Here is a 12,293-nt window from a genome sequence, read left to right as displayed (position 1 = left end):
ATGGCCAGGGATACGACCGAAGACACCGAAAGCACCGCCGTCGAGGCGCCCGACCTCGAAGCCGCCGCACCCAGGCACAACTTCTTCGTCCGCCTCTACACCGGTACCGGCGCCTTCGAGGTCATCGGCCGGCGCAAGATGTGGTACGCGATCAGCGGCCTGATCGTGGCGGCCGCGGTGGCCAGCATCGTGTTGAAGGGCTTCACCTTCGGCATCGACTTCGAAGGCGGCACCAAGGTCTCGCTGCCGGTGGCGGGTGCGACCAGCATCGCCACCACCCAGCAGGTCGAGGACGTGTTCAGCAAGACCCTCGGCAAGAGCCCCGAGGCCGTGGTCCAGGTGGGCAACGGCTCGTCGGCGACCATCCAGATCCGCTCGGAGACGCTGACCAATCAGCAGACCGCCCAGCTGCGCACCGCGCTGTTCGACGCGTTCAAGCCCAAGGGTGCCGACGGCCAGCCCAGCGAGACGGCGATCAGCGACTCGGCGGTCTCCGAAACCTGGGGTGGCCAGATCACCAAGAAGGCGCTGATTGCGCTGGTGGTGTTCCTCGTGCTCGCCGCCATCTACATCACCCTGCGCTACGAGAAGTACATGGCCATCTCGGCGCTGACGACGCTGGTGTTCGACCTGGTCGTCACCGCGGGCGTGTACTCGATCGTGGGCTTCGAGGTGACACCTGCGACGGTGATCGGCCTGTTGACGATTCTGGGCTTCTCGCTTTACGACACGGTCATCGTGTTCGACAAGGTCGAGGAGAACACCCACGGCTTCGAACACACCACCCGGCGAACCTACGCTGAGCAGGCCAACCTGGCGGTCAACCAGACCTTCATGCGGTCGATCAACACCAGCCTCATCTCGGTGCTGCCGATTCTGGCGCTCATCGTGGTGGCGGTCTGGCTGCTGGGCGTCGGCACTCTCATGGACCTGGCTCTGGTTCAGCTGGTCGGCATCATCGTCGGTACCTACTCGTCGATCTTCTTCGCCACACCGCTGCTGGTGACCATGCGTGAGCGCACCGACAAGGTCCGCACGCACACCCGCCGGGTGATCAACCGCCGCAAGCCGGCGGCCACTGTCGCCGCCGCTGCCGCCGAGGTCACCGGCGACGACGTCGACGGCGCGGCCGAGCCGGTGTCCGCTGCGGTGGGCAACAAGCCGGCACCCGGCGCGCGTCCGGTCCGGCCGTCCAGCTCACGCGCGGGCCGGCCGACAGGCAAGCGCAGCACCCGAGGGCGATAACGCGACATGGCTGTCCGGCGCAGGGGCGCCGCCGCGATCTCGGTGGCGGCTGTCGTGGGAGTTCTCGCCGCCGGCACGCTCAGCGCCTGCACCGGCAGCGCCGCCGAACAGGTCAACTACGCCGTCGACGGCACGCTGGTCAGCTACAACACCAACACCGTCACCGGGGCGGCGTCGGCGGGCCCGCAGGCCTTCGCCCGGGTGCTGGCCGGGTTCACCATCCACGGCCCGGACGGCCAGCCGCTGGCCGACCACGACTTCGGTTCGGTCGCGGTGGTCGGCCGCGACCCGCTGGTGCTCGACTATCAGATCGCCGACAACGCCGTGTACTCCGACGGCAAGCCGGTGACGTGCGACGACATGGTGCTGGCGTGGGCCGCCCAGTCGGGGCGCTTCCCGGCCTTCGCCGCCGCCAGCCGCGCCGGCTACATCGACATCGAGTCAGTCGACTGCCAGCCCGGCCAGAAGAAAGCCAGGGTGAGCTTCGCGCCCGGCCGGTCGATCACCGACTACATGCAGTTGTTCACCGCGACGTCGCTGATGCCCTCGCACATCCTCGACGACGAACTCGGGCTCAGCGTCACCCAGGTGCTGCAGGCCGGTGACCCCGCGGCCGTCGACCGCATCGCGCAGGCCTGGAACACCACCTGGGACCTCAAGCCCGGGATGAAGGGTGCCGACCTCAAGAAGTTCCCGTCGTCGGGTCCGTACAAGATCGACTCGGTGCTGCCCGAAGGTGCGGTCGTGCTGACCGCAAACGACCGCTGGTGGGGTGCCAAACCCGTCACCAAGCGGGTCACGGTGTGGCCGCGCGGGGTCGACGTGCAGGACCGCCTCAACAACGGCACCTTCCAGGTCGTCGACGTGGCCACCGGGTCGTCGGGCACCCTGACGACCCCGGACGACTACGACCGCTTCGAGATCCCCTCCGGCGGCATCGAGCAGCTCATCTTCGCCGCCGAGGGTCCGCTGGCCGGGCCGCCGGCCCGGCGCGCGGTGGCGCTGTGCACCCCGCGCGACCTCATCGCGCTCAACGCCGAGGCGCCGATCTCCAACTCCCGGCTCAACCCGGCCGACGACAACGCCTACACCGGTGTCGAGGGGAACGCCGTGGTGGGCCAGTTCGGGGCGGCCAATGCCGACGCTGCCCGCGCCTCGCTCAACGGTCAGCCGCTGACCGTGCGGATCGGTTATCAGGCACCTAACCCCCGGCTGGCCGCCACCGTCGGGGCGATCACCAAATCCTGTGCAGCGGCCGGTATCACCGTGGTGGACGCGACGTCGGACACCACCGGTCCGCAGACGCTGCGCGACGGTGGTATCGACATGCTGCTGGCCAGTACCGGCGGCGCGACCGGCAGCGGCTCCACCGGCTCGTCGGCCATGGACGCCTATACGTTATTCAGCGGCAACGGCAACAACCTGCCCGGCTACTCCAACCCGCAGATCGACGGGATCATCTCGGCGTTGGCGGTCACCACCGATCTCAAGGAGCAGGCGCGACTGCTCGGGGACAGCTCACCGATCCTGTGGGGCGACATGCCCACGCTGCCGCTGTACCGTCAGCAGCGCACGGTGATGGCGTCGAAGAAGATGTATGCCGTAGAAGGCAATCCGACCAAATGGGGCGCGGGCTGGAACATGGACCGATGGGTGTTTGAACAGTGACAGCTGAGTCAGTCGCAGACGTCATCGCCTCGCTGACCCGCGAGGTGCCCGACTTCCCGGAACCGGGCATCCAGTTCAAGGACCTCACCCCGGTGCTGGCCGACACCCACGGATTCGCGGTGGTGACCGGCGCGCTGGCCGAGATCGCGTACGGGGCCGACCTGGTCGCCGGGATCGACGCCCGCGGCTTCCTACTCGGCGGCGCGGTGGCCCACCGCCTGGGCATCGGTGTGCTCGCCATCCGCAAGGGCGGAAAGCTGCCCCCGCCGGTGCACAGCCGCACCTACGACCTGGAGTACGGCACCGCGACGCTGGAGATCCCGGCCGACGGCATCGACCTGGCCGGGCGGCGGATCGTGATCATCGACGACGTGCTGGCCACCGGCGGCACCATCGCCGCGGCACGTGACCTGCTGATCACCGCCGGCGCCGAGGTGCCGGTGGCCGCGGTGGTGCTGGAGCTGGCCGCGCTTGGCGGACGCGAAAACATCGCGCCGCTGCCGGTCCGCAGCTTGCGCAGCATCTGAGGCGATATCCTCGCTCTACGGGAGCGAGCGCGAGGAGGTGACCATGGCTGACGAACAGGGCACAGGCGCGGCGGTCCAGCCCCTGCCGGTCGCCGAGATTCCGCCCGCTGAGCCGCGGGTGGAGACCCCCAAGACCACCAGTAGCGCATCGCGGCGGGTCCGCGCGCGACTGGCTCGGCGGATGACCTCGCAGCGCAGCACGCTCAACCCCGTGCTCGAGCCGCTGGTTGCCGTGCACCGCGAGATCTACCCCAAGGCCGATCTGGCCTTCCTGCAACGCGCCTACGACGTCGCCGAAGCCAAGCACGCCGACCAGTTGCGCCGCTCGGGTGACCCGTACATCACCCACCCCCTGGCGGTCGCCAACATCCTGGCCGAACTCGGGATGGACACCACCACGCTGGTGGCCGCGCTGCTGCACGACACTGTCGAGGACACCGGATACACGCTGGAGGCGCTGACAGCCGACTTCGGCGAGGAGGTCGGCCATCTGGTCGACGGCGTCACCAAGCTGGACAAGGTCGTGCTGGGCAGCGCCGCCGAGGGCGAGACCATCCGCAAGATGATCATCGCGATGGCACGTGACCCGCGGGTGCTGGTGATCAAGGTCGCCGACCGGCTGCACAACATGCGCACCATGCGGTTCCTGCCGCCGGAGAAGCAGGCCCGCAAGGCCCGCGAGACGCTGGAAGTCATTGCCCCACTTGCTCATCGGCTGGGAATGGCCACCGTCAAGTGGGAGCTGGAGGATCTGTCGTTCGCGATCCTGCACCCCAAGCGCTACGACGAGATCGTCCGCCTGGTCGCCGACCGGGCGCCGTCACGCGACACCTATCTGGCCAAGGTACGTGCCGAGATCAACAGCGCGCTGTCCGGGATGAAGATCGGCGCGGTCGTCGAGGGCAGGCCAAAGCACTACTGGTCGATCTATCAGAAGATGATCGTCAAGGGCCGCGATTTCGACGACATCCACGACCTGGTCGGTGTGCGCATCCTGTGCGACGAGATCCGCGACTGCTATGCCGCTGTGGGCGTGGTGCATTCGCTGTGGCAGCCGATGCCGGGCCGGTTCAAGGACTACATCGCCCAGCCCCGCTACGGGGTGTACCAGTCGCTGCACACCACCGTCGTCGGCCCGGAGGGCAAACCGCTGGAGGTGCAGATCCGCACCCGCGACATGCACCGCACCGCCGAGTACGGCATCGCCGCGCACTGGCGCTACAAGGAATCCAAGGGCCGCAACGGAGTTCCGCATCCGCAAACCGCCGCCGAGATCGACGACATGGCCTGGATGCGCCAGCTGCTCGACTGGCAACGAGAAGCCGCCGACCCCGGCGAATTCCTCGAGTCGCTGCGCTACGACCTGGCCGTCCAAGAGATCTTCGTCTTCACTCCCAAGGGTGACGTGATCACCCTGCCCGCCGGGTCCACCCCGGTGGACTTCGCCTACGCCGTGCACACCGAGGTCGGTCACCGGTGCATCGGCGCCCGGGTCAACGGTCGGCTGGTGGCACTGGAGCGCAAGCTCGAAAACGGCGAAGTGGTCGAAGTTTTCACCTCCAAGGCCCCGAATGCCGGGCCGTCGCGGGACTGGCAGACCTTCGTCGTGTCGCCACGCGCCAAGGCCAAGATTCGGCAGTGGTTCGCCAAGGAGCGCCGCGAGGAGGCGCTGGAGGCGGGCAAGGATTCCATCGCCCGTGAGGTGCGCCGGGGTGGACTTCCGTTGCAGCGCTTGGTCAATGGCGAGGCGATGGCGGCCCTGGCCCAGGAGCTGCGGTACGCCGACGTGTCGGCACTCTATACGGCCGTGGGGGAGGGGCACGTCTCGCCACGGCACGTGGTACAGCGGCTGGTCGCCCAGCTCGGTGGGACCGACAGCGCCGAAGACGAACTGGCCGAACGGTATACGCCGGCTACCATGCCGGTGCGTCAACGCAACAACGACGACACCGGGGTGGCGGTGCCCGGTGCGCCCGGAACGCTGACCAAACTGGCCAAGTGCTGCACGCCGGTGCCCGGGGACAACATCATGGGCTTCGTCACCCGCGGCGGCGGGGTCAGCGTGCACCGCACCGACTGCACCAACGCCACCTCCCTGCAGCAGCAGGCCGAACGCATCATCGAGGTGCACTGGGCGCCCTCGCCCACATCGGTGTTCCTGGTAGCGATCCAGGTCGAGGCGCTCGACCGGCATCGGCTGCTCTCCGATGTCACCCGCGTGCTGGCCGATGAGCGGGTCAACATCCTTTCGGCGTCGGTGACCACCTCCAACGACCGAGTGGCCATCAGCCGCTTCACGTTCGAGATGGGTGACCCCAAGCATCTGGGGCATGTGCTCAACACGGTGCGCAACGTCGAAGGCGTCTACGACGTCTACCGAGTCACCAGCGCGGCGTGACGATGGCGACACTGATCACCGGGGCTTCGGCTGGGCTCGGCGCCGAGTACGCGCGGGCATTCGCCGCACGCGGGGATGACCTGGTGCTGGTCGCCCGCCGCCAGGATGCACTGGAAGCGCTGGCGGCCGAGCTGCGCGCGGCGCACCACGTAACCGTCACCGTCTTCGCCCGCGACCTGGCCGTGCCGGGCGCGGGCGCCGAGCTGGTCTCGGCCACCGAGGCGGCGGGCATCACGGTCGACGTGCTGGTCAACAACGCCGGGTTCGGCACGCACGGCGATGTCGTCGACGCCGACCCGCAGCGGCTGGCCGACGAGATCCAGCTCAACTGCGCCACGCTGGTCGACCTGACGGCGCGCTACCTGCCCGGGATGCGGTCACGGGGCCGCGGCACGATCGTGAACATCGCCTCCACGGCCGGCTTTCAGCCGGTGCCGCACATGGCGGTCTACGGGGCGACCAAGGCGTTCGTGCTGTCGTTCAGCGAGGCGCTGTGGGCCGAGGAGAAGCCGCACGGCATCCGTGTGCTCGCGGTGTGCCCCGGTGCGACTGACACCGAATTCTTCGACATCGCAGGCGAATCGGCGGCGCTGGGCAAGAAGCGTTCGGCGCACCAGGTCGTCGAGCGCACCATCCGCGAACTCGGAGGCGGCAAGCCGAGTTTCGTCGACGGGCTGAGCAACGCCGTCACCGCGCACCTGCTCACCAGGCTGGTGCCGCGGCGGCTACTGATCACGGTGACGGGGCGGCTGATGGGCGGCCGGAACTGAGCGCCGTCGCGGCGGTCGATCCCGTGACTCCGCCGGTTTCCCCGGCGAATCCGCGGTCATGGCGAACAGTCCCGACGATCGACGCCCCGCCGACCGCCAAGGGGCAGGCCGGCGCCTTCCACAGCTGACGTCCGGCGCGCGAGCAGCCTGAAAATCGCACGAATCCGGGCCCCGCTATGCGAGTTTGGGACCGCTCGCCGGATAGCCTGCCGGTAGGAGAGGAGCGCACATGGAACCGGTCATCATCGAATGCGCCATCAACGGCGTCACCACGAAGAAGACCAACCCGAATGTGCCCGTCGAGCCACCCGAGATCGTCGCCGACGCCTTGGCGTGCATGCAGGCGGGCGCCTCGATCATCCACAACCACATCGACCGGGTCGGGATCGGTGTGGACGAGGCTGCCGACCGCTATGTCGAAGCGTGGCAGCCGATCCTCACGCAGCGTCCGGATGCGTTGCTGTATCCGACAATTCATCTCGACGAGACGTACTCGCCGTCCTACGAGCACCTCGTCCCGCTGGCGGCCCGCGGGATGCGCCTGGGTGTGACCGATCCCGGGTCGGTCAACCTCGGCTACACCAACGCCGAAGGACTGCCTGCCGGTTCGATGATCTACCGCAACTCCTTCGACACGGTCGCCCACGCCTTCGACATCTGCCACGCCACCAACGTCGGCCCGAGCCTGGCGATTTACGAACCCGGATTCCTGCGCGCCGCGCTGGCCTGGTGGCGGGCCGGCCGGCTGCCGAGGGGCGCCATGATCAAGTTGTACTTCTCCACTGACCGGGGATATCTCGGCGCACCCTTCGGCCTGCCGCCCACCGAGCGGGCGTTCGAGGCCTACATGGAAATGCTTGAGGGATGCGACATTCCGTGGGCGGTCTCGGTGGTCGGCGGTGACCTGTGCGCCAACCGCGTCGCCACGCTCGCCCTCGAGCGCGGCGGGCACCTGCATGTCGGGCTGGAGTTCTACGGCGGCGACCGCACCCCGACCAACGTCGAACTGATCACCGAGGCTGTCGAGTTGTGCGCGCAGGCCGGCCGTCCGGTGGCCACCCCCGATCAGGCCGCGGCCATCCTCGGGATACCCGCGCGGGACCGATAGCGCCGGATCAGTCCAGCCGGACCGAAGCGACGACCACCTTGTTCTTCGGTCGCCCGTCCTCGGGATCGCCGACGATACCCTCGCCGGCGATCGCGTCCACCGTCGCCAGCCCGGTCTCGTCGACCCGGCCGAACACCGTATACGTCGGCGGCAACAGCGAATCCCGGTACACGATGAAGAACTGGCTGCCGTTGGAATCCGGCCCGGCGTTGGCCATTGCCAGTGTGCCGCGCGGATATTCGATGGCCTGTTGCAGAGCCGGGTCGAATGGACGGTACTGGTTGGTCGGGTACTCGTTGGCGAAGCGGTAGCCGGGCCCGCCCTGGCCGGTGCCGGTCGGGTCGCCGCACTGCAGTACTGCCAGCGACGCTGAGGCGGTCAGCCGATGGCACGGGGTGCCGTCGAAGTAGCCCTGCTGGGCCAGGCTGACGAAGCTGTTGACGGTGCACGGCGCCTTGGCGTTGTCCAGGGTCAGGCCGATAGTGCCCGCGTTGGTGGTCATCGTCGCGTTCACTGTGGCCGGGACGGTCGGCACCTTGCCGGACCGCGGCGGCTTGACCGCCTTGTCCGCCGGGGTGACCGTCGCAGGGTAGGTGCAGTTGGCGCCCAGGCCAGCCGGCGGCTTGAACGGTGGCAGCTGGTCGCCGCCGGGCCCGGGTGCGCTGCGCGGGATCCCGGCGCCGCCGTTGCGGGCGGCCTCGTCGCGCAGCACGGTGGCCATCCACCCGAACAGTGCGATGCCGGCGATCACCGCCACGATCGTCACCACCGTCACCAGGTAGCTGATCACGAGCCCGGCGATCGCGAGACCGCGGCCTTCCTCACCGGTCCGCTTGATCTGGGACAGCGAGATGTGGCCGAACACGATGCCCAACGGGGCGAAGAGGAACGCACAGACCAGCGATGCGATCGCCATCCCGTTGGTGGTCGGCGGCGCCGGATACGGGTAAGGCCCAGGTCCAGGACCGTAGGGCGGCGGTGCGCCCGGCGGCGGTGGCGGAGGGTAGTACGGCGGCTGTGTCATCCCTGCCTAATCGAGCAGCACCGACTTGATCTGGACGTCGGCCTTCGGCTTGCCGTCCTGGCCGCCGCCCGCCACGCCTTCGGCGGCGATCTTGTCGAGCGTCGCCAGCCCGGTCGCGTCGATCGTGCCGAACACGGTGTAGTTCGGGGGGAGCTGCGAGTCCTTGTAGACCAGGAAGAACTGGCTGCCGTTGGTGTTCGGGCCGGCGTTGGCCATAGCCAGCGACCCGCGCGGGTAGAGCACCGGCTTCTGCAACGCCGGGTCGTCCTTGGCGTACTGATTGGTCGGGTACTCGTTGGCGAACTCGTAGCCCGGCCCGCCTGACCCGCTGCCACTCGGGTCACCGCACTGCAGCACGGCCAGCGACGGCGAGGTCGTCAGGCGGTGGCAGGGGGTGTCGTTGAAGAACCCCTTCTGGGCCAGGCTGACGAAGCTGTTGACGGTGCACGTCGCCTCGCCGTTGTTCAGGACCAGGCCGATGTTGCCCTGGTTGGTGGCCATGCTGACGCTGATCGTGGCCGGGTCGGTGGGAACCTGGCCGGACTTCGGCGGTTCGACCGGTTTACTGGCCGGGCCCGCGGCCGGGTACTGGCAGTTGGCGCCGAGGTCGGCGGGTGCCTTGAAGGCCGGAAGCTGATCGGCGCCGCCGCGAACCAGCGGGGTCGCAGCGGACGGCGCTCCCGGACTCGGGGGCGCCGACGAGGCAGCGGTGCTGGTGTCGTTGCCCTTCTTGTCCTTGTCGGTCAGGACGAAGGTGACGACCAACGCCACAGCCGCGGCAACCGCCACGATTCCGCCGATGATGGCCAGCAGCCGGCGTCGCTTGGCCTGTTGTTCCCGGCGTTCCAGCTGCCGCTCGAGTTTGCGCTTGGCCGTTGCGCGTCGCTGTTCGTTGGTGGGCACCGCCGTGAGCCTCCGTCGTGCAGTGAGTCTGGTTGAGTCGGCACCGAGTGTGCCAGCTAATCCTGAGGCGAGGGGGCGCGACCCTCAGGAACTCCAGGATGGGAGACTGGATGACGTGTTGCTCACCGGGTTCCCGGCCGGCATGTTGGCGTGTAACTGCTACGTGCTGGCCCCGCGCAAGGGGTCGGACGCCATCGTCGTCGACCCCGGTCAGCGCGCGATGGGAACGTTGCGGCGCATCCTCGACGAGAACCGGCTCACGCCGGCGGCGGTGTTGTTGACCCACGGCCACATCGACCACATCTGGTCGGCGCAGAAGGTGGCCGACACGTTCGGCTGCCCGGCGTTCATCCATCCCGAGGATCGGCACATGCTGGCCGACCCGATTCGCGGTCTCGGTCCTCGGCTGGGCCAGGTCGCGCTCGGCGCGTTGTTCCGCGAGCCCAAGCAGGTGGTCGAACTCGACCGCGATGGCGAGGTGCTCGACTTCGCCGGGCTCAGCGTCACCGTCGACCACACGCCGGGGCACACCCGCGGGTCGGTGGTGTTCCGGGTGGACGACTCCGGCGGGCAGGAGCGCAGCGACCCAGGGATGAGCATGGCCTTCACCGGGGATACGTTGTTCAAGCAGTCGGTCGGGCGCACCGACCTGCCCGGCGGCAGCGGCAACGCCCTGCTGGGTTCCATCGTCGACAAACTGCTGGTGCTCGACGACGACACCCTGGTGTTTCCAGGGCACGGTGAATCGACCACCATCGGTCTCGAGCGCCGCACCAACCCGTTCCTCGAAGGTCTGACTCTGTGAGCGAATTCCAGGCACCCAAGGGTGTCCCCGATTACCTGCCGCCGGAATCCGCCGAGTTCGTCGCGGTCCGCGACGGCTTGCTGAGCGCGGCGCGGCGCGCCGGCTACGGCGATATCGAGCTGCCGATCTTCGAGGACACCGCGCTGTTCGCCCGCGGGGTGGGTGAGTCCACCGACGTGGTGTCCAAGGAGATGTACACCTTCGCCGACCGCGGCGAACGGTCGGTGACGCTGCGCCCGGAGGGCACCGCCGGCGTCATGCGCGCGGTGATCGAGCACGGCCTGGACCGCGGCGCGCTGCCGGTCAAGCTCTGCTACGCCGGGCCGTTCTTCCGCTACGAACGCCCGCAGGCCGGCCGCTACCGCCAGCTGCAGCAGGTCGGTATCGAAGCGATCGGGGTCGACGACCCCGGCCTGGACGCCGAGGTGATCGCGATCGCCGACGCCGGCTTCCGCTCGCTCGGCCTGGACGGCTTCCGGCTCGAAATCACCTCGCTGGGTGACGACACCTGCCGCCCGCAATACCGCGAGCTGCTGCAGGAGTTCCTGTTCGGACTGGATCTCGACGAGGACACCCGCCGTCGCGCCGAGATCAACCCGCTGCGGGTGCTCGACGACAAGCGCCCGCACGTGAAGGAGATGACGGCTGCTGCTCCGGTGATGCTCGACCACCTCTCCGATGTCGCCAAAGCTCATTTCGAGACGGTGCTGGCCCACCTCGACGCACTCGGGGTGCCCTATGTGATCAACCCGCGGATGGTGCGCGGGCTGGACTACTACACCAAGACCACGTTCGAGTTCGTGCACGACGGTCTGGGTGCACAGTCCGGGATCGGCGGCGGTGGCCGCTACGACGGGCTGATGCGTCAGCTCGGCGGCCAGGACCTGTCCGGGATCGGCTTCGGGCTGGGTGTCGACCGCACGGTGCTGGCGCTGCGGGCCGAAGGAAAAACGGTGGGCAACACCAGCCGCTGCGAGGTCTTCGGTGTTCCGCTGGGGGAGCAGGCCAAGCTGGCGCTGGCGACGATCGCGGCCAGGCTTCGAGCCTCGGGTGTGCGGGTCGATCTGGCCTACGGCGACCGCGGCATCAAGGGCGCGATGCGGGCGGCGGACCGCTCGGGTGCCCGCCTCGCGCTGGTCGCGGGGGACCGTGACATTGAGGCCGGCACCGTCGGCATCAAGGACCTGTCGAACGGCGAACAGGTCGACGTGGCGGTCGACTCGGTGATCGCCGAGATTCTCGCGAAGCTGACCTAGTCGCTGCGCGCAGTGCGCGACTTACCGAATTCTCACCAGATTCTTGGCTCTACCACGGTGTTGACGGGAACTGTGCCCGGTCTTTGACGCGTTTGCTGGATATGACCATCGAGTTCGGCGCGGAACTGATCGAGCGTTACCTGCGCACCCGGCAGGTGCGGTACTTCCGCGGCCACCATGACGACGAGTACTTCTTCCTCGTCAACGCCTACCACGGCAGGCTGCACGTGCACCTCGAACCGTGCGGCCCCGACCGGCGCATGGTGAAGATCAGTATCACCGCCGAGCGCTACTACCCGGCTGCGGCCCGCGCTACGGTGGCAGCCCTGGCGTCGCAGTGGAATGCGTCTGCCCCGCCGGTGACGGCGACGGTGTTCGCTTCGTCGGATCCCCGTCTGGTCGGGGTCGTCGCGGCACGCCGCTTCAGCACCGCGGCCGGTGGCGATTTCGGGAGCGTCGTCGACCAGAGCATCCAGTCGGCGATCGATCTGTTCGGCCGGCTCAAGGCGTCGGTGAGTTCCGCGCCGGGCGGGACGACGCATCTGCTCGACGCGGGGTGAGCCTTACAGCGCCGAGCGCCGGTGGGCTG

The 12,293-nt window shown here is 68.5% G+C and carries 11 protein-coding genes; 9 read left to right on the top strand and 2 right to left on the bottom strand.

Going from position 1 to position 12,293, the window contains the following annotated elements:
- From secF to HBE64_RS13710, 6 genes are all read left to right on the top strand, one after another.
- Positions 1-1,245, top strand: coding sequence for a protein translocase subunit SecF (secF, locus tag HBE64_RS13735; RefSeq protein WP_167102972.1), 1,245 nt, complete (start codon positions 1-3; stop codon positions 1,243-1,245).
- A gap of 6 nt (positions 1,246-1,251) precedes the next feature.
- A complete protein-coding gene (locus HBE64_RS13730; protein WP_167102969.1) occupies positions 1,252-2,913 on the top strand; it encodes an ABC transporter substrate-binding protein in 1,662 nt (553 codons plus the stop codon).
- On the top strand, positions 2,910-3,440 hold the full coding sequence (locus HBE64_RS13725; RefSeq protein WP_167102966.1) for an adenine phosphoribosyltransferase: 531 nt from the start codon (positions 2,910-2,912) through the stop codon (positions 3,438-3,440). Before HBE64_RS13730 ends, HBE64_RS13725 begins: the two co-directional genes overlap by 4 nt.
- A gap of 43 nt (positions 3,441-3,483) precedes the next feature.
- A complete protein-coding gene (locus tag HBE64_RS13720; protein ID WP_167102963.1) occupies positions 3,484-5,838 on the top strand; it encodes a bifunctional (p)ppGpp synthetase/guanosine-3',5'-bis(diphosphate) 3'-pyrophosphohydrolase in 2,355 nt (784 codons plus the stop codon).
- A 2-nt stretch (positions 5,839-5,840) separates the two neighbouring features.
- Positions 5,841-6,608 carry an SDR family oxidoreductase gene (locus HBE64_RS13715; RefSeq protein WP_167102960.1) on the top strand — a complete coding sequence of 256 codons (768 nt, stop codon included), beginning with the start codon at positions 5,841-5,843 and terminating at the stop codon, positions 6,606-6,608.
- A 229-nt stretch (positions 6,609-6,837) separates the two neighbouring features.
- Positions 6,838-7,716, top strand: a complete 879-nt coding sequence (locus tag HBE64_RS13710) for a 3-keto-5-aminohexanoate cleavage protein (protein ID WP_167102957.1) — start codon at positions 6,838-6,840, stop codon at positions 7,714-7,716.
- Between the two features lie 7 nt (positions 7,717-7,723).
- Here the strand turns inward: HBE64_RS13710 and HBE64_RS13705 are convergent, their stop codons facing one another.
- Positions 7,724-8,740: a peptidylprolyl isomerase gene (locus HBE64_RS13705; protein ID WP_167102954.1), complete on the bottom strand. Its 1,017-nt coding sequence runs from the start codon at positions 8,738-8,740 to the stop codon at positions 7,724-7,726.
- Between the two features lie 6 nt (positions 8,741-8,746).
- Positions 8,747-9,643 (bottom strand): peptidylprolyl isomerase, encoded by an 897-nt coding sequence (locus tag HBE64_RS13700; protein ID WP_167102951.1) that lies wholly within the window; start codon positions 9,641-9,643, stop codon positions 8,747-8,749.
- 115 nt (positions 9,644-9,758) lie between these two features.
- Between HBE64_RS13700 and HBE64_RS13695 the strand changes: the two genes are divergently transcribed.
- From HBE64_RS13695 to HBE64_RS13685, 3 genes are all read left to right on the top strand, one after another.
- On the top strand, positions 9,759-10,448 hold the full coding sequence (locus HBE64_RS13695) for an MBL fold metallo-hydrolase (protein WP_167102948.1): 690 nt from the start codon (positions 9,759-9,761) through the stop codon (positions 10,446-10,448).
- Complete coding sequence (gene hisS, locus HBE64_RS13690; RefSeq protein WP_167102945.1) at positions 10,445-11,704, top strand: histidine--tRNA ligase; 1,260 nt, start codon at positions 10,445-10,447, stop codon at positions 11,702-11,704. The genes HBE64_RS13695 and hisS overlap by 4 nt, the downstream gene beginning before the upstream one ends.
- A gap of 101 nt (positions 11,705-11,805) precedes the next feature.
- The gene (locus HBE64_RS13685; protein WP_208300471.1) at positions 11,806-12,264 is read left to right on the top strand and encodes a hypothetical protein; all 459 of its coding nucleotides are present in this window, start codon (positions 11,806-11,808) and stop codon (positions 12,262-12,264) included.
- Positions 12,265-12,293: the final 29 nt, after the last annotated feature.

Origin of the sequence: Mycobacterium sp. DL592, assembly GCF_011694515.1 — a bacterium.
Classification (GTDB): domain Bacteria; phylum Actinomycetota; class Actinomycetes; order Mycobacteriales; family Mycobacteriaceae; genus Mycobacterium.
This window is presented reverse-complemented; position numbering and strand designations above follow the sequence as displayed.

What these genes read in the sequence shown, in the direction of transcription:
- HBE64_RS13685 (WP_208300471.1), top strand. Translation starts at nt 11,806, where the DNA reads ATGACCATCGAGTTCGGCGCGGAACTGATCGAGCGTTACCTGCGCACC.
- HBE64_RS13720 (WP_167102963.1), top strand. Translation starts at nt 3,484, where the DNA reads ATGGCTGACGAACAGGGCACAGGCGCGGCGGTCCAGCCCCTGCCGGTC.
- HBE64_RS13730 (WP_167102969.1), top strand. Translation starts at nt 1,252, where the DNA reads ATGGCTGTCCGGCGCAGGGGCGCCGCCGCGATCTCGGTGGCGGCTGTC.
- secF (WP_167102972.1), top strand. Translation starts at nt 1, where the DNA reads ATGGCCAGGGATACGACCGAAGACACCGAAAGCACCGCCGTCGAGGCG.
- HBE64_RS13705 (WP_167102954.1), bottom strand. Translation starts at nt 8,740, where the DNA reads ATGACACAGCCGCCGTACTACCCTCCGCCACCGCCGCCGGGCGCACCG.
- HBE64_RS13710 (WP_167102957.1), top strand. Translation starts at nt 6,838, where the DNA reads ATGGAACCGGTCATCATCGAATGCGCCATCAACGGCGTCACCACGAAG.
- HBE64_RS13715 (WP_167102960.1), top strand. Translation starts at nt 5,841, where the DNA reads ATGGCGACACTGATCACCGGGGCTTCGGCTGGGCTCGGCGCCGAGTAC.